This window comes from Devosia sp. (genome assembly GCF_039927955.1).
GTDB lineage: Bacteria > Pseudomonadota > Alphaproteobacteria > Rhizobiales > Devosiaceae > Devosia.
Window position 1 is genome coordinate 1 of record NZ_JBDSUA010000046.1, and the last position, 20,375, is coordinate 20,375.

Annotated in this window: 19 protein-coding genes; 4 read left to right on the forward strand and 15 right to left on the reverse strand. The window is 61.5% G+C overall.

Going from position 1 to position 20,375, the window contains the following annotated elements; all coding sequences use genetic code 11:
- Positions 1–52: 52 nt before the first annotated feature.
- The 3 genes from ABIT12_RS12240 to ABIT12_RS12250 all read right to left on the reverse strand — a co-directional run bounded on the left by ABIT12_RS12240 (position 53) and on the right by ABIT12_RS12250 (position 2,991).
- Positions 53–829 (reverse strand): ATP-binding cassette domain-containing protein, encoded by a 777-nt coding sequence (locus tag ABIT12_RS12240; protein ID WP_348042142.1) that lies wholly within the window; start codon positions 827–829, stop codon positions 53–55.
- The gene (locus ABIT12_RS12245; RefSeq protein WP_348042143.1) at positions 829–1,890 is read right to left on the reverse strand and encodes an ABC transporter permease; all 1,062 of its coding nucleotides are present in this window, start codon (positions 1,888–1,890) and stop codon (positions 829–831) included. The genes ABIT12_RS12240 and ABIT12_RS12245 overlap by 1 nt, the downstream gene beginning before the upstream one ends.
- Before the next feature lie 87 nt (positions 1,891–1,977).
- Entirely contained in the window at positions 1,978–2,991 is a 1,014-nt protein-coding gene (locus ABIT12_RS12250; protein ID WP_348042144.1) for a sugar ABC transporter substrate-binding protein, read from the reverse strand.
- Between the two features lie 184 nt (positions 2,992–3,175).
- On the opposite strand from ABIT12_RS12250, the gene ABIT12_RS12255 reads away from it, so the two are divergent.
- Positions 3,176–4,375: an ROK family transcriptional regulator gene (locus tag ABIT12_RS12255; RefSeq protein WP_348042145.1), complete on the forward strand. Its 1,200-nt coding sequence runs from the start codon at positions 3,176–3,178 to the stop codon at positions 4,373–4,375.
- A gap of 26 nt (positions 4,376–4,401) precedes the next feature.
- Positions 4,402–4,944 (forward strand): hypothetical protein, encoded by a 543-nt coding sequence (locus ABIT12_RS12260; protein WP_348042146.1) that lies wholly within the window; start codon positions 4,402–4,404, stop codon positions 4,942–4,944.
- A gap of 53 nt (positions 4,945–4,997) precedes the next feature.
- On the opposite strand, the gene ABIT12_RS12265 is transcribed toward ABIT12_RS12260, so the two are convergent.
- Positions 4,998–6,458, reverse strand: a complete 1,461-nt coding sequence (locus tag ABIT12_RS12265; RefSeq protein WP_348042147.1) for a catalase — start codon at positions 6,456–6,458, stop codon at positions 4,998–5,000.
- Positions 6,459–6,562: 104 nt separating this feature from the next.
- Here ABIT12_RS12265 and ABIT12_RS12270 point away from each other — a divergent pair, with 104 nt between their 5' ends.
- Complete coding sequence (locus ABIT12_RS12270; RefSeq protein WP_348042148.1) at positions 6,563–7,489, forward strand: LysR substrate-binding domain-containing protein; 927 nt, start codon at positions 6,563–6,565, stop codon at positions 7,487–7,489.
- Between the two features lie 64 nt (positions 7,490–7,553).
- Positions 7,554–7,721, forward strand: coding sequence for a Thivi_2564 family membrane protein (locus tag ABIT12_RS12275; protein ID WP_348042149.1), 168 nt, complete (start codon positions 7,554–7,556; stop codon positions 7,719–7,721).
- 67 nt (positions 7,722–7,788) lie between these two features.
- Here the strand turns inward: ABIT12_RS12275 and denD are convergent, their stop codons facing one another.
- The 11 genes from denD to tolQ form a co-directional block, all read right to left on the reverse strand.
- Positions 7,789–8,775, reverse strand: coding sequence for a D-erythronate dehydrogenase (denD, locus tag ABIT12_RS12280; protein WP_348042150.1), 987 nt, complete (start codon positions 8,773–8,775; stop codon positions 7,789–7,791).
- 119 nt (positions 8,776–8,894) lie between these two features.
- Positions 8,895–9,641, reverse strand: a complete 747-nt coding sequence (locus tag ABIT12_RS12285) for a hypothetical protein (RefSeq protein ID WP_348042151.1) — start codon at positions 9,639–9,641, stop codon at positions 8,895–8,897.
- A gap of 232 nt (positions 9,642–9,873) precedes the next feature.
- Positions 9,874–11,217 carry a phosphoglucosamine mutase gene (glmM, locus tag ABIT12_RS12290; RefSeq protein WP_348042152.1) on the reverse strand — a complete coding sequence of 448 codons (1,344 nt, stop codon included), beginning with the start codon at positions 11,215–11,217 and terminating at the stop codon, positions 9,874–9,876.
- A 166-nt stretch (positions 11,218–11,383) separates the two neighbouring features.
- Positions 11,384–13,318 (reverse strand): ATP-dependent zinc metalloprotease FtsH, encoded by a 1,935-nt coding sequence (ftsH, locus tag ABIT12_RS12295; RefSeq protein ID WP_348042153.1) that lies wholly within the window; start codon positions 13,316–13,318, stop codon positions 11,384–11,386.
- A gap of 144 nt (positions 13,319–13,462) precedes the next feature.
- Positions 13,463–14,497: a tRNA lysidine(34) synthetase TilS gene (gene tilS / locus ABIT12_RS12300; protein WP_348042154.1), complete on the reverse strand. Its 1,035-nt coding sequence runs from the start codon at positions 14,495–14,497 to the stop codon at positions 13,463–13,465.
- On the reverse strand, positions 14,482–15,477 hold the full coding sequence (gene ybgF / locus ABIT12_RS12305; RefSeq protein ID WP_348042155.1) for a tol-pal system protein YbgF: 996 nt from the start codon (positions 15,475–15,477) through the stop codon (positions 14,482–14,484). Before ybgF ends, tilS begins: the two co-directional genes overlap by 16 nt.
- A gap of 170 nt (positions 15,478–15,647) precedes the next feature.
- Positions 15,648–16,133, reverse strand: coding sequence for a peptidoglycan-associated lipoprotein Pal (pal, locus tag ABIT12_RS12310; RefSeq protein ID WP_348042156.1), 486 nt, complete (start codon positions 16,131–16,133; stop codon positions 15,648–15,650).
- A gap of 344 nt (positions 16,134–16,477) precedes the next feature.
- Positions 16,478–17,788 (reverse strand): Tol-Pal system beta propeller repeat protein TolB, encoded by a 1,311-nt coding sequence (gene tolB / locus ABIT12_RS12315; protein ID WP_348042157.1) that lies wholly within the window; start codon positions 17,786–17,788, stop codon positions 16,478–16,480.
- 40 nt (positions 17,789–17,828) lie between these two features.
- Positions 17,829–19,010: a hypothetical protein gene (locus ABIT12_RS12320; protein WP_348042158.1), complete on the reverse strand. Its 1,182-nt coding sequence runs from the start codon at positions 19,008–19,010 to the stop codon at positions 17,829–17,831.
- A gap of 8 nt (positions 19,011–19,018) precedes the next feature.
- The gene (gene tolR, locus ABIT12_RS12325; RefSeq protein ID WP_407065617.1) at positions 19,019–19,480 is read right to left on the reverse strand and encodes a protein TolR; all 462 of its coding nucleotides are present in this window, start codon (positions 19,478–19,480) and stop codon (positions 19,019–19,021) included.
- 2 nt (positions 19,481–19,482) lie between these two features.
- The gene (gene tolQ / locus ABIT12_RS12330) at positions 19,483–20,193 is read right to left on the reverse strand and encodes a protein TolQ (protein ID WP_348042159.1); all 711 of its coding nucleotides are present in this window, start codon (positions 20,191–20,193) and stop codon (positions 19,483–19,485) included.
- Positions 20,194–20,375 lie beyond the last annotated feature (182 nt).

Genomic DNA, 20,375 nt, shown 5'->3' on the forward strand with positions numbered 1-20,375 from the left:
CGGCTGGGTCCGACAGCATCGGACCCAGCCGCTTCCCGCCTCCGGGAGGAGGTTATGCCGCCACTGTCGCTCCGGGCGCATTCTTGGCGCCAGTCATGAACGCCACTGCGTCCGACATGGTATAGTCCTTGGGGTCGATGACGCAAAGCCGCCGGCCCAGCCGATGCACATGAATGCGGTCGGCCACTTCGAACACATGCGGCATATTGTGGCTGATCAGGATGATCGGAATGCCGCGCGCCCGCACATCCTGGATCAGTTCCAGCACACGGCGCGATTCCTTGACGCCGAGCGCCGCAGTCGGTTCATCAAGGATAATCACCTTGGACCCGAACGCTGCAGCCCGCGCCACCGCCACGCCCTGCCGCTGGCCACCCGACAGGGTTTCCACGGTCTGGTTGATGTTCTGGATCGTCATCAGTCCCAGATCGTTGAGCTTTTCGCGAGCAATCTTTTCCATGCGCGGCCGGTCGAGCTGCCGCAACACATTGCCCATGAATCCCGGCTTGCGCAATTCGCGGCCCATGAACATGTTGTCGGCAATCGACAGCGCCGGCGACATGGCAAGCGTCTGGTAGACGGTCTCGATCCCGGCATTGCGACCATCGATCGGCGAAGTGAAATTCACCTTCTGCCCCTCGAGAAAAATATCGCCGCTGTCTGGCGTTATGGCCCCCGATATCGCCTTGATCAGCGAGGACTTGCCCGCGCCATTATCCCCGATCACCGCCAGGATTTCTCCCGGCATCAGATCGAAATCGCAGTTGTCGAGTGCCGTCACGCGACCATAGCGCTTGGAAAGGTTGCGCGCCTTGAGGATGGGTTCCATTATGCCGATACCTTTCTGATCCACTGGTCAACCGCCACGGCTGCAATGATCAGCGCGCCGATGAGCAAATAGGTCCACTGCGCATCCGCGCCCATCAGGCGTAGCCCCAGCGAGAACACGCCCACGATCAGCGCGCCGAACAGCATGCCCAGGATCGAGCCACGTCCGCCAAACAGCGAGATGCCGCCGATCACCACGGCGGTGATGCTTTCGATATTGGCCGACTGGCCCGAGGTCGGCGACACCGAACCGATGCGCCCGATCAGCGCCCAGCCGGCAAAGGCGCAGATCAGGCCCGAAAGCACATAGACCGAGATCAGGATGCGCTTGGTGTTGACGCCCGACAGCTCCGCCGCATCAAGATCATCGCCCACGGCATAAACATGCCGCCCCCAGGCGGTGTGGCGCAAAACATAGGCCAGCAGCGCTACCAGCAGCACGAAAAAGAACACGCCATAGGTGAATACCGCGCCGCCAAAACTCACGGTCTCGCCAAAAAACTGCAGGATCGGCGCCTGCGTTTCAATGTCCTGGGCGCGGATGGTTTCGTTGCCCGAATAGAGGAAATTGGTCGCCAGCGCGATCTGCCACACACCCAGCGTCACGATAAACGGCGGCAGCTTGACCATGGCAATCAGCCAGCCATTGACGAACCCGACAAACGCCCCGCAGGCGAGTCCGATCACGATCGAAATCCCCGGCGGTATGCCGTAGCGGAAGGTGAACTGGCCCATCACCACTGAACTCAGCACCATGATGGCGCCCACCGACAGGTCAATACCGGCGGTCAGGATCACCAGCGATTGCGCCGCTCCAACGATACCGACAATCGCCACCTGCTGCAGGATCAGCGTCAGCGCGAATGAGGAAAAGAACTTCGATCCCAGCAGCGCACCAAACACCGCGATCGACGCCACCAGTACGATCAGCGGCACCAATGACGGCGTTCCGTGCAGGGCGTGCTGCAAACGCGACATCAGGCCGGACGGGCCTGTATCAAATATGGCAACAGATTCCACGCGCGCAGCGGGCGCAGTTTCCAATTCAGATTCGTTTGTCATGGCCATGTCCTCCGCCACCCACATTACACTGGAGAAGGGGCGAACGTGATGTCCGCCCCTCCAATCCAATTTCCGGCTAGCGAATGCTTAGCCCCAGCAGAGCTTGGCGCCTTCGGCGGCGTCGATGGAGTCAACGCCGGCAACCGGGGCGTCGGTGATCAGCTTCACGCCAGTATCGAAGAAGTCCTTGCCTTCGGTCGGGGTAGGCTTGGTGCCGCTATCGGCCCAGGTCTTGATCGCCTCCACGCCAAGCGCTGCCATCTGCAGCGGATACTGCTGCGAGGTCGCGCCGATGACGCCGTCCTTGACGTTGGCCACGCCCGGGCAACCGCCGTCAACGGAAACGATGGTCACGTCCTTTTCGCGGCCGATCGACTTCAGCGCTTCATAGGCGCCGGCAGCGGCTGGTTCGTTGATGGTATAGACGACGTTGATGGTCGGGTCCTTGGCCAGGAGGTTTTCCATCGCCTTGCGGCCGCCTTCTTCATTACCGGCCGTGATGTCGTGACCAACAATGCGCGGATCGCTTTCATCGCCCCACTTGGCCGGGTCACCCAGATCGATTCCGAAGCCCTTGAGGAAACCCTGGTCGCGCAACACGTCCACCGTCGGCTGGCTGACGGCCAGATCCAGCATGCCGATCTTGGCAGTTGCAGCATCGGCGCCCAGCTTGCCGGCAGCCCATTTGCCGATCAGTTCACCAGCGATGAAGTTGTCGGTGGCAAAGGTCGCATCGGCGGCGTCAGCCGGGCTGAGCGGGGTATCAAGAGCAATCACCAGCAGGCCGGCATCGCGGGCCTTCTTGACCGACTGGACGATGGCCGAGGTGTCCGAAGCGGTGATCAGGATGCCCTTGGCGCCGTCGGCAATACAGGTTTCGATAGCGGCAACCTGGGTTTCGTGGTCGCCGTCGATCTTGCCGGCATAGGACTTCAAAGTCACGCCGAGTTCCTTGGCCTTGGCTTCGGCACCTTCCTTCATTTTCACGAAGAAGGGGTTGGTATCGGTCTTGGTGATCAGGCACGCGCTGACGTCGGCGGCCATCGCCACGCTCGACAGGGCAGCAAAACACAGGGCAGTGCCCAGTAGCAGCTTCTTCATGATGTCTCTCCCTGAGGCTGGCTGCGGAATGGGCTCCTCCCTGTTCCGTCAGCGTCTGGCCCCTTGTTTAACCAGACCATGGTGTCTCAACTTCCCAGCCCCCGTCAATATATAAATCTAATTTATTTATTTATCCACGCCGGACCATCTTCCGCCCCGGCAAACCTGCAACTATGGTGCCGCCATGGACACCGTAAAAATCCGAAGCCTCAGTAGCGGCGTGAACCAGAGTGGCGTGCGCGACTACAATGAGCGCCTGCTGCTGACCCTGCTGCAACGCAACGGCCCCACCGCCGGCAGCGATCTGGCGCGCATGGCGGGCCTTTCCCCGCAGACGGTTTCCATCATCCTGCGCGAAATGGAAGGCGAAGGCCTGTTGGTCAAAGGCACGCCAATCAAGGGCAAGGTCGGCAAGCCATCCGTGCCGATGAGCCTGGCCGATGGTGGTGTTCTATCCTTCGGCTACAAGATCGGCCGCCGCAGCGCCGTGCTGCTGCTCACCGACTTTCGCGGCATCGTGCGCGAAGAATTGCAGCTCACCTACAAATACCCGATGCCCGCCCCGATCTTCCGCTTTCTGGAAGACGGAATGGCGACGATCCTCGCCAAGGCCACCGACGCCGAACGCCAGCGCATCTGCGGCATCGGCATCGCTACCCCGTTCGAGCTGTGGAAATGGAGCGAACTGGTTGGCGCCCCGGCCGAGGAATTCGCCTCCTGGAAAAACGTCGATTTCCGCAAGGAACTGGCCAAATTCACCGGCCTGCCAGTCAGCGTCGTCAATGACGCAACGGCGGGTTGCCAGGCCGAGCATATCTATGGCCGCGGCAAGGAATTTCGTGATTACGCCTATTTCTTCGTTGGCGCCTTTATCGGTGGCGGCATCGTGCTCAACCACTCCGTCTATCAGGGCCATCGCGGCAATGCCGGCGCGCTGGGTTCGCTGCGCAGCTTTGGCCCCCATGGCGAAAGTCAGCAATTGATCGACACCGCCTCGATCCACCTGCTCGAAGCGCGCCTCGCCGAATTCGGCCTCGACCCGCGCCATCTGTGGACCCATCCGCAAGACTGGAGCGAATATATGCGCTTCGTCGAACCCTGGCTTGGCCAGACCGCACAGGAACTGGCCAAAGCCAGTCTGTCGGTCTGCGCCGTGATCGATTTCGAAGCCATCGTCATCGACGGGGCTTTCCCCGACGCCGTCAAGCACGCGCTGGTCGAGCGAACCCGCCGCTATCTCACCAATCAGGACATGCGCGGCCTCATCGCCCCGCAAATTGAGGCCGGCTCCGTCGGCGGCAATGCCCGCGCCATTGGCGCTGCAACAAGTCCATTATTTGACCGCTACTTCATGAACGGTAATATCCGCCTGCAGGCCAGCTAACTGGCTCAGTCGAGAGGCACCGCACAATGAACAGTTTTCCGCGTCACTTGGTCTATGCTTTAGGAATAACGCTCGCCACCGCTGCCCCAACCTTGGCTGAACCAGCCAACTGGGCGATCGCGCCGGGCGAAGACGGCCATTCACTCAATTTCTTTTATGAAGATATCAGCAATGCCGAAGACTTGGGGCTGCGCCTCGTCTGTGCTCACGATGAAGGCGACGCCAGCATCGGCACCTCTCTGATGATCATCTCGGACGACAAGAACGCCACCGCCGCCAAGGCATTGGTGGACTTCAATCCTTTTGGCGACGACGCTGCCGCGCACCTCGTTTTTGGCACCACCGCCATTCCCGCCCCAATCTGGGCCTTCAAGCTTGAAGCCGATGCCATGAACGGAGCCTGGGACCTCACCCTTGATTTCAGCGATGGCGACGGTGAACTGATCAAAAAACTCGCCGCGGCCACCAAGCCGGGACCCATCCAGCTTGTTGTGGTCGGGCAAACCTTCGACCTGACGCCACGGCCCGCAGATTTTGCTGCATTCAAGAAGTTCGCTGCGAAGTGCTAGCGCCCAATGGGCGATAGACAGGCGGCGCGCTGTGGGCGCGCCGCCTGCGTCGATTATTCCGCCGCTGCAACCGGGTCGAGCGACACCTTCATGCGGCTGGCAATGCCCAGGCCATAGGCCGGATCGCAGCGATAGAAGTGCTCGACCTGCCGCTTGATGATGAACACGGGCACCCCATCCATCGCCGCCGCGATATTGTCCATCAACTGGCGCTGCTGATCTGCCGACATTAGCCGGAACAGATCGCCCGGCTGGCGGTAATCATCATTGCCGATGCGGTGGTTGTAGCGCGCCGCATCGCCGGACAGCGCCAGCGGTGGCTCAACAAACTTGGCGTTGTCAGTGGCCCCGCCAAAGCTGTTGGGTTCGTAATAGGCATCCGGATTGGAGTGTCCGCCAGCGCTCATCGCACCGTCGGCATTATAGGTGTGAACGGCGGTGCGCGGCTTGTTTACCGGCAATTGGTGGCTGTTGATGCCCACCCGATAACGATGCGCGTCGCCATAGGAAAACACGCGCGCCTGCAACATCTTGTCGGGCGAATGGCCGATCCCGGGCACCACATTGGCCGGGCTCAGTGCCGCCTGCTCTACTTCGGCGAAGTAGTTTTCCGGGTTTCTGTTCAACTCCAGTTCGCCTACTTCGATCAGTGGGTAATCGGCATGCGGCCATACCTTGGTCAGATCGAACGGGTTGTACCAGTGCTTGTCGGCGTCCGCCTCCGGCATCACCTGCACGCTGAACGTCCATTTCGGGAAGTTGCCCTGTTCGATCGCCTCGAACAGATCACGCTGATGCGACTCGCGGTCGGCCGCGATCACATTGGCGCCTTCGGCATTGGTCCAGTTGGCAATGCCCTGCCTGGTCTTGAAGTGGAACTTGACCCAGAAGCGCTGGTTGGCAGCATTGATGAACGAATAGGTGTGTGAACCAAAGCCATCGATATGGCGATAGCTCTGCGGCAGGCCACGATCCGACATCAGGATGGTCACCTGATGCAGGCTTTCTGGCGACTGCGACCAGAAATCCCACATCGCCGTTGGCGACCGCATATTGGTTTTCGGGTGACGCTTCTGGGTGTGGATGAAGTCGGGGAATTTCAGCGGGTCGCGGACGAAAAACACCGGCGTATTATTGCCCACGATGTCCCAGTTGCCCTGGCCCGTATACATACGCAGCGCAAAACCCCGCACGTCGCGCTCTGCGTCAGCGGCGCCCCGTTCACCCGCGACGGTCGAGAACCGCAGGAAGGTTTCGGTGCTGCGCCCGGGCTGCAATGCATCAGCGGTAGTGAAGCGCGAAATATCGCCCGTGATACGCAACACGCCATACGCCGCTGAGCCCTTGGCGTGTACCGTGCGCTCCGGAATACGCTCGCGATTCTGGTGAGCCAGCTTTTCCAGCAGCTGGAAATCCTGCAGCAGCAGCGGGCCGTGCGCGCCCGCGCTCAAGGAATTCTGGTTGTCGCCCACGGGGGCGCCGCTGGTGGTCGTCATCGTCGGCTTATCGGTCATCTCAACAATCCTTGCTGCTTGCCCCACTTTACAGCGCGCTTCACGATTGGATCAAATCGTATTATCTGTCACTATCGATAAGAAAAACTGATCATGGAAGATTCATGGTTTCACTCAAGCAGCTTCGCTACTTCGACGCCATTGCCCGCACCGGTCATTTCGGCCGTGCGGCTGAAACCGTTGCCGTCAGCCAACCGGCTCTGTCGATGCAGATCCAGGAGCTTGAGCGCGCGCTGGGCCTGAGCCTGATCGAACGCCGGCGTTCCGGCATGCGGCTCACCCCGGCGGGCGTCGAAGTCGCCCAGCGCGCCGCCCGCATTCTCGCCGATGTCCTCGATCTGACCCATTTCGGACAGCATCGCGGCGGCGAACTGACCGGGCGGCTGCAATTTGGCATTATTCCCTCCGTGGCCCCCTATCTGCTGCCGCGCCTGCTGCCGGAATTGCATCGCCATTTCCCGACGCTCGAATTGCAGGTGCGCGAAACCCAGACCCGCCAGTTGCAACGCGAACTGCTGGAAGGCGTTCTCGATGTCATGCTCGTTGCCCTCCCTCTGGAGGACCCCGAAATTGAAACGCTGACGCTGTTTGAGGATCGATTCCTGCTGGCTTTGCCCGCTTCCCGGCAGATCGACAGCCAGGTGCGCGCCACGCCCGATATCTTCAAACAGGATAAATTGCTGCTGCTTGAAGAGGGGCACTGCATGCGCGATCAGGCGCTGACCTATTGCAACCTGCGGCGCGTCGAAAATATCGACACCTTCGGTGTGTCGTCGCTGTCCACGATCGTGCAAATGGTTGCCAACGGGCTGGGGCTGACCCTGCTGCCGGAAATTTGTCTGGATGTGGAGACCGCCAGCGGCCAGCTCAATATCGTACGCTTTGCCGATCCGGAGCCGAGCCGCACCCTTGGTCTGGCCTGGCGAACCACCTCCCCGCGCAAGCCCGATTTCCACCGCCTCGGCGCCCTGATCGGCGCAGCACGCGGCCAGCCTCACGTCAGTCTGGCGAACGCAGCCTCACTGTCCTGACGCAACGAAGCGTCGTTCACGGCGTTGTGTACATGCGCAATACGCGCGTTAACGGAGAGCCCTCATGGGAGCGTCAGTCCTAATCAGCATCCTGATCACCTTCTTGGTGATCGTCCTCATTCTCTGGCTCGTGCAGCGCCTCCCCATCGAGGCGCGCATCCGTCAAATCCTGCAGATCATTGTCATCGTCATCGGCATCGTGTCGATGCTGAAATATCTGGCGATCTTTTAGCACCACTTGCCCATCAGGCGTGCGCCACGGCCCCGGTTTTCCCAAACCGGGGCCGTGGCGTTTGGTGCTAGCCGCCGATCTTGCCGCCCAATTCATCCTCAATATGGATGCGGATGATCTCATCGAAGCTCTGCTCACCTCGAAATCCTAGTCCGTAGGCGCGCTGCGCATCGAACGCCTGCGGCCAGCCGGCGACGATATCGATAATCGTCTGGTTGGCCTCCCGCTTGATCAGCGCCACGGCCTTCGGTCCGGCCACCCGCTCCAATGCCGCAATCTGTTCGCCCACCGTCGCTGCCAGCCCCGGCATCGACAGCGACCGCCGGTTGTCCAGCAGCGTGGTGTCGATCTCGGCGGCGTGGATCAGGAACCCGACAGCCGCGCGCGGGCTGGCAAACCAGTGCCGCACGCTATCGGCCACCGGCAGGATCGCCGCCATGCCCGCCAGCGGTTCACGGATAATCCCCGAGAAAAACCCCGAGGCCGCCTTGTTCGGCTTGCCCGGACGCACCGCAATGGTGGGCAATCGAATCCCCACGCCATCAAAAAACCCGCGCCGCGAGTAATCCGCCAGCAGCAATTCACAGATCGCCTTCTGCGTGCCGTAGCTGGTCAGCGGTGTGCGCTCATGCGTATCGCCGATTACCCCCGGCAGTGGCTCCCCAAACACTGCGATGGACGAGGTAAACACTACCCGAGGATAATACCGCTCCGTTGCGCTCGCCAGCCGGATCGCCTCAAACAGCAGCCGGCTGCCGTCGAGATTGATCCGGTAACCCTTCTCGAAATCCGCCTCAGCCTCGCCCGAAACGATCGCGGCCAGATGGAAGATCACGTCCGGGCGATCGGCCACCAATTGTTTGGCCGCGCCAGGCTGCGACAGGTCTGCGGCCACAACAGTCGAGACTATCGAGCCACCCGGCGCCTCAGGCGCAAACACGTCTGCCAGTGTCAGCCTGGTGATCGCCTGCCCCGAAAGTTTCCCCGACGCCAGCAGCGCGGTCGTCAGCTTGCGGCCAACCATGCCGCCCGCCCCGATGATCAGAATGTGCATATCGGCTCCTCAATCGATCGCAGCCACACTTCTGCCCCGGCGCAACCCGGACGTCCAGCACGACAAAGAAAAACGGCGCCCCGAAGGACGCCGTTTATTGTGGTGTCTGGCCGAACCGCTTAGTTGATGCGGTAGCGCAGCGAGGTGCGGATTTCGTGGATCCAGTTATTCGATGAGGTGAAGCCCATCGGCACAGGCTGGCTGTTGGAGATGCTCGCAAGGTAGATCGCGCGATAGCCCAGATCGGCGGTGAACTTGCCGAAATCGTAGCCAACGCCAACCATGCCTGCGGCCGCGAGTGTGTAGTTGTTGCCGCCAGTAATCGGGTTGGCCACCGGAGCACTGATGGTCACTTCGTTATACGCGCCACCGATACCGGCACCAACATAACCGAAGGCGCCGCCTGCGGCCGAGTAGCCCGCGCCATAGCCGCTGCCACCGAAGGAGAAGTCGTAGTAGACGTTGGCCAGCGCGATAGTGGAGCGCAGGTTCAGCGAATAAACGCCGGCAACGCCCGGGGCAGTCTTGGTGATCGACGCGCCGTTATTGTTGATCAGATCGAGTGTGGCATCAAAACGCAGACCAGTGCCGGTTTCATAGCCGAAGCCTGCACCGACGCTGTAGCCGTAGCCCAGCGTGTTGACCGGAAGCGTAATTGCCGTACAGGCGCAATCGTAGCCGACGATTTCCTTGGACCACAATGCGTTGCCGGCGGCGCTGCCGCGCAGGTAGAACGCGCCCTGCACACCGTAGTCGACGTCCGGAACCTGGATGACCGGAGGATATTCAGGAAAATCCGCGGCCATGGTTGGGCCAGCGAATGCGGCGGCTCCTGCCACCAGGATCGCAGCGATGAGCTTGCGCATGAGACGTTCCTTCAAAATTGCCACGACACCAGTCGATTGACCTTCAATATCGGACAACTTTCTTAAATCTCACTTAACCTAAAGACTTAACCCTAACTCCGTGCCGTTATTGAAACTATTGAGCAAACCGAGGGCGCATCACAATTGGTGCCAAGCAACTCGGCCTTAATCAAAAATAAAGGTCCGGCCGTCACCGCGCGACAACCGGACGGTCCGTTTTCTGCAACCAGGATCAGGCGACGTCTTTGATCGCCGCTTCGATATCGCCCACCACCGCTGTCACCAGCGCTGCATCATCGGCCTCGCCCATCACCCGGATCACCGGCTCGGTGCCCGACTCGCGGATCACCAGCCGCCCGCCAGCGCCCAGCCGCGCCGTACCGTCAGCAATGGCCTGCTTGACCAGTTTGTTTTCCAGCGGCTTGCCCGACTTGAACTTCACGCTGCGCAGCAATTGCGGCACCTTGTCAAAGCGCGCGCAGATTTCCGAAATCGGCCGCTCTTCCTGTTTCAGCACCGCCAGCAGTTGCAGCGCCGCTACCAGGCCATCGCCCGTCGTGGTGAAATCCGACAGGATGATATGGCCCGATTGCTCGCCACCGACGTTGAAACCCTTGTTGCGCATCGCTTCAAGCACGTAGCGATCACCCACCTGCGTGCGCTCCAGCGTCAACCCGATCGAGCCGAGATAGCGCTCCAGCCCCAGATTGGACATCACCGTCGCAACAATGCCGCCGCCAACCAGCATCTGGCGCTGCAGCCAGCTCTGGGCGATCACCGCCATGAACTGGTCCCCATCGACCACATTGCCCTTTTCGTCGACGATGATCACCCGATCGGCGTCGCCATCGAGTGCAATACCGATATCGGCGCGCACTTCCTTGACCTTGGCGGCCACCGCCTCCGGGGCGGTCGATCCGACCTTTTCATTGATGTTGAAGCCGTCGGGCGTGTTGCCGATGGTAAACACCTCGGCGCCCAGTTCCCACAATGCCACCGGGGCAACCTTGTAGGCCGCGCCATTGGCACAATCGAGCACCACGCGCAGGCCGGCCATGTCGATGTTCCGCGGCAGCGTCCGCTTGGCATATTCGATATAGCGCGTGCTGGCGTCCTCGTCGCGATGCGCCCGCCCGATATCGCGGCCATGCGCCAGGAACCGGGTCATGTCGCTATCGATCATCGCCTCGATTTCCAGCTCCAGCTCATCGCTGAGCTTGTAGCCATCGGGTCGGAACAGCTTGATGCCATTGTCTTCATAGGGATTGTGCGAGGCCGAAATCATCACCCCGAGATCAGCCCGCAGCGATCGCGTCAGCATGGCAACCGCCGGGGTCGGCATCGGCCCGAGCTGATAGACGTCCATGCCCACTGCGGTAAAACCTGCCGTCAGCGCCGTCTCCAGCATATAGCCCGAACGGCGCGTATCCTTGCCAATCACCACCCGATTGCGATGATCGCCGCGCACGAATTTCTGGCCGGCGGCCATGCCTATCTTCAGTGCCAGTTCGGGGGTGAGCTTTGCGCCATTGGCCGGCCCGCGAATACCGTCAGTGCCGAAATATTTCCTGCCCATGCAAATTGCCTTTTCATGCCGCCCGGTCATCACGACAGGACGCCGCGTTTACGCGCGGGTCTTGGCGCCCGTTTCGGCGCACTTTGCGCGAAGTTATAGGCGTGCCGCCCCGTCGCCTCAATAAAAAAGGGCCGCCAAACTGGCGGCCCCGGGTTCTTGCAAACTCTTAGTTACCCGGCTGCGGCTCCATGCCGCCTTCCGGTGGCGCCTCGGGACGTTTCTTGCCCGCTTTGCCGGCCGAAGGAACACCGCTGGCCTTGGGCGTACCGCCCTCGCCGTCGTCCGGACGGATCGGCTGCTTGCCATCCATCAAGGCGCGCAGTTCGTCGCCGGTCAGCGTCTCATATTCAAGTAGCGCCTGCGCCACGGCTTCGAACTGGTCAAGGTTGTTCATGATGATGTCGCGGGCCGACTTTTCGCCCTCTTCGATCAGCTTGCGCACTTCCTCGTCGATCAGCTTGGCCGTGTCGTCCGACATATTGTTGGACTGGGTCATCGAATGACCGATGAACACTTCCTGCTCGCTCGATTTGTAGCGCACGCGCCCCAGCCGTTCGGACATGCCCCATTCCATGATCATGGAGCGGGCCAGACTGGTTGCCATCTGGATATCGCCCGAAGCGCCGCTGGTCACCTTTTCGGGGCCGAACTTGTAGATTTCGGCTTCGCGGCCACCAAACAGCATGGTCATCCGGGCCAGCGCCTTTTCGTGGCTGAACGAATAGCTGTCGCTTTCCGGCAGGGTCATCACCATGCCCAGCGCCCGACCACGCGGAATGATGGTGGCCTTGTGGATCGGATCGATACCGGCAACCTTAAGCGCGATGATGGCATGGCCAGCTTCGTGATAGGCAGTCAGCTTCTTTTCGTCCTCGGACATCGCCATGGTGCGGCGCTCGGCGCCCATCATGATCTTGTCCTTGGCATCTTCGAACTCGGCATGGGTCACGAACCGCTTGTTGCGGCGCGCCGCCAGCAAAGCCGCTTCGTTGACCAGGTTCATCAGGTCAGCGCCCGAGAAACCCGGAGTGCCCCGTGCCAAAGTCTTCAGATCCACATCTGGGGCCAGCGGCACCTTACGGACGTGTACCTTGAGAACCTTTTCGCGGCCCGACACGTCAGGGTTCGGCACCACGACCTGACGGTCGAAGCGACCCGGACGCAGCAAAGCCGGATCCAGCACGTCGGGACGGTTGGTCGCCGCGATCAGGATGATGCCTTCATTGGCTTCAAACCCGTCCATCTCCACCAGCAACTGGTTGAGCGTCTGCTCGCGTTCGTCGTTACCGCCACCCAGGCCGGCACCACGCTGGCGACCGACGGCGTCGATTTCGTCGATAAAGATGATGCAGGGCGCATTCTTCTTGGCCTGCTCGAACATGTCGCGGACACGCGAAGCGCCCACGCCGACGAACATTTCCACGAAGTCCGAACCCGAAATCGTAAAGAACGGCACGTTAGCTTCACCAGCCACCGAACGGGCCAGCAGCGTCTTACCGGTACCAGGAGGGCCAACCAGCAGCACACCGCGCGGAATCCGCCCGCCCAGCCGCTGAAACTTGCCGGGGTCACGCAGGAATTCGACGATTTCTTCGAGGTCTTGCTTGGCCTCATCGACGCCGGCGACGTCTTCGAAGGTCACCTTGCCATGCGTTTCCGTAAGCAGCTTGGCGCGCGACTTGCCAAAGCCCATCGCGCCGCCACGGCCACCGCCCTGCATCTGGCGTATGAAGAAAAACCACACGCCAATGATAACGATGAACGGCAGCCAGGAGCTGAGCAGGATCGACCAGAACGGGCTCGATTCCGGCGCACGGGCGGTGATCGACACCTTCTTGGCTTCAAGGCGGCTGATCAGGTCAGCGCCCTGGGGAATCGTGACCTGAAACTGGGAACTATTGTCGAGCATCACGCCCGAAACCACGTTGTCGGTGATCACCACGCTGGCGACCTTGCCCGCGTCCACATCGCTGATGAACTGGCTATAGGTCTTGTCGGCAACCGAAACGGCCCGTGTCGACGACTGGAAGACCTGGAACAGGCCCATCAGCATGAAAAGTATGACGAGCCAGATGGCAAAGTTGCGGAAATTTCCGTTCATCAATCCTGTCCCGGATGTCCGGCGCAAGGAAACGCCGGTTAGTGTGGGCAATGTATGTCCCGCAAAGAGGCGTTACAAGGGCAAGCCCTGCGGCCCTTTGGGTGCTGCGTCCAGCCTTTTTGACACCATTGGGTTAATACGCCCTCACGTTTGAAATGGTTGCATCACCTTCGCGGAGCCAGCTTTTGCGGCCCTGCCAGGCTCCGGCGCCAGCGTGATGACGCCCCTGGCCACCCGGATTTGGCAGCCATGCAAGGTCCGCCCACGGAACGCCGTCTCCGCTACCAGCGCCCGCTGCACCACCTCGACACTGCCGATTGCCCGTGATTTCCGCCCGCCACCAACCTCGGCAAGCAGGCGCGACAGCAGCAGCACGCCAACCGCCTGCGGCAACTCGGCAAATCCCGCTTGCGCCACGGTCATGACCCCATCAATACGCGTCACCAGATCAAGCTCGGCCCGTTCCGCGCTCAGCGCCACCACGTCCTGCGCCTGCCCCGCCCGCCCTGCAAAATCGGCCAGCCGCCTGGCCGTCAGCCCCAGTTCTGCCAGTTGTGGCAACATGGCCCGCCAGCGCACGCGTTCGTAATGGGTGTCGGTGTTGGAAGGGTCCTGCGCCGGCATTAGCCCACCCGCCGCAACCACCGCCTTTAATTCGTCCGGGTCAACGTCGAGCAATGGCCGAAAAATTCGCACGCCTTCGACGCTGGAAAAACTCGACATTCCCCTCAGCCCGTCAACGCCGCTGCCATGCGCCAGCCGCATCAGCACCGTTTCGGCTTGGTCCTGAAGATGATGCGCCGTCAGCAATAGCGTCGCGCCATCTGCCTGCATCGCCGCGCCCATCAGCTGATACCGCGCCTCGCGCGCCGCAGCTTGCACACCGGTCTGTTTATGAGGGCCGGCCCAGGTCAGCCCGCGCGCCGTCAGGCCAAGCCCACTCGCCGCCGCCAGCACCATGGCAACTTCGCTCGCCGCCTCCGGCCGCAAGCCATGGTCAACCGAGTAAACCGCCAGCCGGACCTGCCGGCCTTGTGCCCAGCGCGCCGCCAGCAGCAGCAGCGCCAGACTGTCGGCACCGCCCGAAACCGCCAAAGCCAGCGCCTCAAAGCCAGCGGCCGGGGCAAACAAGTGCTCCAGCCGCGCCGTGTCATCCAGCAAGCTCAGGCCGGCGGACATTGCGCCTTGGCCTGTTCCTGCTTGAGCCGGGTCTGGAACGCTGGCGTCAGGTTGGTGTAGCGCTTGGTCACTTCGGCAAACGTCCGGCAGGCGGTGTCGCGTTCCTTGGCGCCCGAAAGCGAAATGCCCAGGCGCAGAAGCAGGTCCGGTGCGCGCGGCGAATCCGGCTTCTTCTGGAACGCGGTCAGCAGAATATCCGCCGCCTCGTCAAAGGCCTGGCGCTGGATCAGCGCTTCACCCAGCCAGTTGGCCGCATCTGAATATTGCGTGCTGTCGGGATAGAGCTGGATGTACTGGCTGAACTGGTCTTCCGCGAACAAATAGTCCCCGCGCAGGATCGCGTCATAGCCAGCGGCATACTGCGCATCGGCATCCTTGTTGTCGGTGGTCACCGCACCCGGATCAAAATTGAGATCGAGCGGCTGCCCCCCGGTTGCGGGCGCATTGAGCGCGTCCACCTGTGCGCCGGCCTGGTCGGTAAAGCCCGGATCGATCTCGGCTTCTCCCGGCAGTGGCTTGACGCCTTGCTGGGGAATATCGGTCGGTGCAACGGCGGTTTCTGCGGCAGGGGTCGGATCCTGCGGCAACGCCCCGGCGGGCGTCACGCCCCCGGATTGGGTTGCCGCATTATTTTTTCCCGTAGCACCGCCTTCCAGTGCCTGGAAGCGCGCTTCATTGTCCTGGGTCATGCGGTCGATCAGCGTCTGCATATTGGTCAACTGGAAGGTCAAACCATCCACCTGCCCGCTCAGCGTGCGCACCTGTTCCTCGAGCTGCTGGATGCGCACCGTCAGTTCAGCATCCTGCTGCGTCTGTGCCATCTGCATCGGGCGCGGATCGGCATCGCTCAACACCTGCCCGCTCAGATTGGCTGGCGGCAGCATCACCGATGCGGCCGATGCCATGGCCGGCATGGCGACACCAAACATCAGCGCCACGGCGATAGCGCGGCCCTTGGGCCGGATCGTCGAAAACTTCACCTCGAAAACTCCATTCTGCTGCGGCTAGGCCGCACTTTGGTCTCTATGGCAGACCGAATAAAGTCTAATCTTGGCAAAAGAAAGCGCCGGGGCCATTTCGGGCTCCCGGCGCTCTTGCCTCCAGTTTGCACTGGATTGATCAGGTCCCAATAAAGGAACCTGGCTTTCGGTTATTGAACGACCGTGACGGCGCGGCGGTTCTGGCTCCAGCACGAAATGTCGTTGCAGATCGCAACCGGACGTTCCTTGCCGAAAGATTTGGACTGGATACGCTGGGCATTGACGCCACGGGCCACCAGATAGTTGACCACCACCGAAGCGCGGCGGGCGCCCAGGGCGATATTATATTCGCGAGTGCCGCGTTCGTCGGCATGGCCTTCGATCAGAATGCGGTAGTTGGAATACTGGTTCAGCCACGCCGACTGCTTGTCCAGCGTTGCTGTGGCAGTCGACGTAAGCGCCGACGAGTCGGTTTCGAAGAACACGCGGTCGCCGACCGACACGAGGAATTCCTGCTGGCTGCCCGGCGCGCCGCCGCCCGGCCCGAGATTGCCCACCCCGGTCGCCGGAGTACGCGAACACGCCGCGACTGCGACGAGAAGAACGACCAGCGCAAATGTGCGAAGACCGTTGGTGATGGGTGCGAGAGTCAGCATCCGGGTAGCTCCTGAAAGGCGATAATCTTAAGCACTGTATTTACCGCGCTTAATCTTAAGACCGGGTTTTCCGACATAGTTAATGTTTGCCTATTCCGGCGCCAATGTGGCCGAAATCCGGGCTTTTTCGTGATGTTGCATAAAGGCCGCAGCGCCCAACGCGATCACGTTAAGGTTAAGTGGGGAGCGGATTTCATCGGGTGGTGAGGCTGTTTGATAGCTCGCTCCGGTGAGCTAGCTGGCGTGGCTTTCGAGAACCGGAACGCAGCGTACGTTTGTACGTGAGTACCGGAAGCGGAGAAAACCGCGTCAGATGGCCGCCGGAGTAGAGCTGGCAAATGGCCTCAAGCGCGAAGCGCCGACCAGGCCGGATCAGACGCAAAGCTCTCGGTCTTGATCGTCTGCACATTGCGGCCCCAGATATCCACCGACATCAGCTTGGGGCCGTCATTGCCACCCGGGTCTTGGAAGAACATGATGACGCGACCGTTCGGCGCCCAGGTCGGCCCTTCGGCATGGAAGCTGGTGTACAGCATCCGCTCTCCCGACCCGTCCGGGTTCATGATGCCGATATTGAACTGCCCGCCAGACTGGCGGGTAAAGGCGATCAGATCGCCCTTGGGCGCCCAGACCGGGGTCGAATAGCTGCCCTGGCCAAAGCTGATGCGCTGCGGCTGGCCGCCATTGGCGCCCATCATGTAGATCTGCGGCGAACCGCCACGGTCGCTCTCGAAAATGATCCGGGTGCCGTCTGGCGAATAGCATGGGCCGGTATCGATGGCCGCGCCCGACGTCAGCTGCGTCGGCTGCCCGCCGCCAGTGGCGATCGAATAGATATTGGTCGAGCCATTGGCCTCCACCGAAAATGCGATCCGGCCGCCATCGGGCGAAAAGCGCGGCGCGAACGTCATGGCGCCAAACGAGCCCAGCTGCTGCTGCTTGCCGGTCGAAAGCTGCAGCAGGAATACCTGCGGATTGCCTTCGTCAAAGTTCATATAGGTGACCATGTCGTTGTTGGGCGAAAACCGCGGCGTCAGCGCCAGCGTCCGTCCATCGGTCAGATACTGCGCATTGGCGCCGTCCTGGTCCATGATCGCCAGGCGCTTGACGCGATTGGCCTTCGGCCCGCTTTCAGCAACATAAACCACGCGCGTGTCGAAATAGCCCGAACCACCGGTCAGCGATTCATAGATCGCGTCGGCAATGATATGGGCAACCCGGCGCGAGCTGTTGGGATCGGTCGAATAGGATTTGCCCACCACCTGTGCCGCCTGCTGGGTGTCCCATACCCGCACTGATGACTGGATCTGCCCGCCGCGTTCAACCTGCCCCATCACCAGCGCGTCGACATTGATCGTGCGCCAGGCGGCAAAGTCGGGCGAATTGGTCACATCGCCAACCTGGATTGGCAGCGATGCAGGATCGAGCGGCAGAAACAGCCCCGAATTCTGCAGGTCGGCGCGGACGATGCCGGCAATTTCCGCCCCGAACGATGGATCGGACGAGGCAAAGTTCGGAATGGCAATCGGCAGCGGCTGGAAATTGCCGCCGTTCACATTGACTTCCACCAGGGCCGAAGCGGTCCGGCTCGCGGCCAGGGTTACGCCCGTGGCAAGTCCGAGCTTTAAGGCATTGCGGCGGTTAAACAGGGTCATCGTCTCATCCATTGCATCGTTTGGCCGCGAGTGGCGGCAATTACTGGTCTTTGGCGTCAAAATTGACGCGGACGTCCTGGCCGGGCGCCATCGGATAGGGCCCGCAACCCTTGATCGCCCGGATCGCTGCCCCGGCAAACGCCTGGGTCAACTGGTCGGTCGGCTGATCGACAACCCGCGGCGTGCCAGTAACGGCGCCGCTCTCGTCGATCGAAAAGTCCACTTTTACCACAATACCCGCTTCCGCAGCACCCGGCGGGGTAAACAGGCACTGCCGGATTTGCGCACCCAGTGCATCGATCGCCGACTGGCTCAGCGTTGCCGCCGTGCCGGTATCCTTGCCCAGCGTCGGCTCCCCGCCTGAACCCGTCGTCGCGCCGGTGCTTTCATCCTTGTTGATAATGGCAGAAATATCGTCAGCTAACGAGGCATCGAGCTGGCTGGTTGCGTCCTGCTGCTGTTTGGCCTTTTCGGCTGCAGCGGCGGCGGCAACTTTCTTGGCCTCGGCGGCCTTGGCGTCAGCCAGCTTCTTGGCCTCTTCGTCCTTCTTTTTCTGCGCTGCAGCAGCCGCTTCCGCCGCCTGTTCGGCCTTGGCTTCCGCAGCAGCAGCCTCCTGCTGCTTCTTGAACTCGGCCCGCTTGGCTTCGAGGTTGGACGGACGCGTCACCGGGATCGGCGCCAGATTGGTCGGCTCGGGCGTCGTCGGTGTCGCCGCCAGCACCGGATCAGGGGTTGGCGCCGGGTCCGGCGTTGGTGCAGGTGTCGGCTCTGGCGCGGGTGCCGGTGTGGGTGCAGGCACCGGCTTCGGCTCGGGCGCAGGCGCCGGGGTTGGGGCCGGCGTTGGTTCGGGAGCCGGTTCCGGCTTGGGTTCAGGCACCGGCACGGGTTCCGGGCGCGTCGCCGGGGCTGGCGCCGTCTTGGTCACCGGCTGCGGCGTCGGCGTATCGGCATCCTTTGGCTTGGGCTGGTCTTTTTCGGTATTGCCAGTCGGCTTGGCGACCTCGGCGGGCTTGGTATCCTTGACCACCGATGGCGTCTGCGTATCAACGATAGTGCTCTTGAGCGAACCGGCACGGATGCTCGACACTTCAGACAGCGGCACCAGATCAACCGCAATCGACTCGACCGCCGGCGGTTCGAGTTTGTGCGATCCCAGGCTGATCAAACCAATGGTCAGCAGGAATACGTGGGTGATAACCGATGCAGCAACGCCGATGCGCATGGCTCTCCCTACCTCGGCGCCTGTTCCGTGATCAGCCCGATCTTGGAAAAGCCGGCCGCTGACAGCAGACCCATCACCTTCATCACCGAGCCATAATTGGCCGCCGTATCGCCGCGCAGGAAGATGCGGTCATTGGCCGGATCGACGTTTTGCGCTTGCAGCGTCGTGATCAGGTCGGCCTCGGCAACCGCGCTTTCGCCAACGGAAATAACCCCGTCCGGCGTCACCGAAACGGTCACCGGCTGGGTTTCGCTATTGAGTTCCTTGGCCGAGGACTGCGGCAGATCGATGGGCACGCCCGAAGTCATCATTGGGGCGGCCACCATGAACACGATCAGCAGCACCAGCATCACGTCGACCAGCGGCGTCACGTTGATCTCGCTCATCACCCCGCTTGAGCGACGACCACGACGGCCACCGCCGCGTCGCCCGCCACCGCCTCCCCTTCCGCCTGCTGCACCCATGGCCATTGCTATTTACCCCGGGCTTCGAGCTGACGGCTCAGAATGGTCGAGAATTCGTCGGCGAAACCTTCCAGCCGGCCGACCATCTTGCCGGCATCGGACGATAGCTTGTTATAGGCGATAACCGCCGGAATAGCGGCCACCAGGCCGATAGCCGTTGCAAACAGCGCTTCCGCGATTGGCGATGCCACCACCGCCAGATTGGTGCTGGACGATGCCGCGATCGCGGTAAACGCGTTCATGATGCCCCAGACGGTGCCGAACAGCCCGATGAACGGACCGGCCGAACCCACGGTAGCGAGAAACCCCAGGCGCTTTTCCAGATGCTCGCTCTCGCGCGCAATCGCCACGTCGAGCACCTTGTCCAGGCGCTGCTGCATGCCCACGAACGAGGAGGCATTCTGCTCGTGGCTGCGCTTCCATTCCTTCATCGCCGCAACAAACACCGCGCCCAGGCCGCCAGTCGCCTTCTCGGACTGTGCCTGGTAAAGTTCCTCCAGCGACTGGCCGGACCAGAACACGCGCTCGAAGCGGTTCATCTCCGATTGGGCCCGGCGATAGACCAGCGTCTTGTCGACAATGATCGCCCAGCACCAGATCGAAGCGCCGAGCAGGCCCAGCATCACGCACTTGACCACCCAGTCCGCCTGCCAGAACAGACCCCAGATAGAAAAGTCGATATGCGGAGCAGCAGCTCCCGCAGCAACGGCGGCATCCATGAAGTGATCCTTTCGGCCCGGTCCACATGACCGACCCCTGACGGTGTTGCGATGGGGTCGAAATTTGTCAAATTTAAGAGAAATCGCCCGGAATTCCGGCCCTCTCGGACTCGAAGCACCGACAAAGCCCCGTTTGCCGCAATTATGGTCAAGGATTGGTTAACAAAGGCTCACGCCAGCAA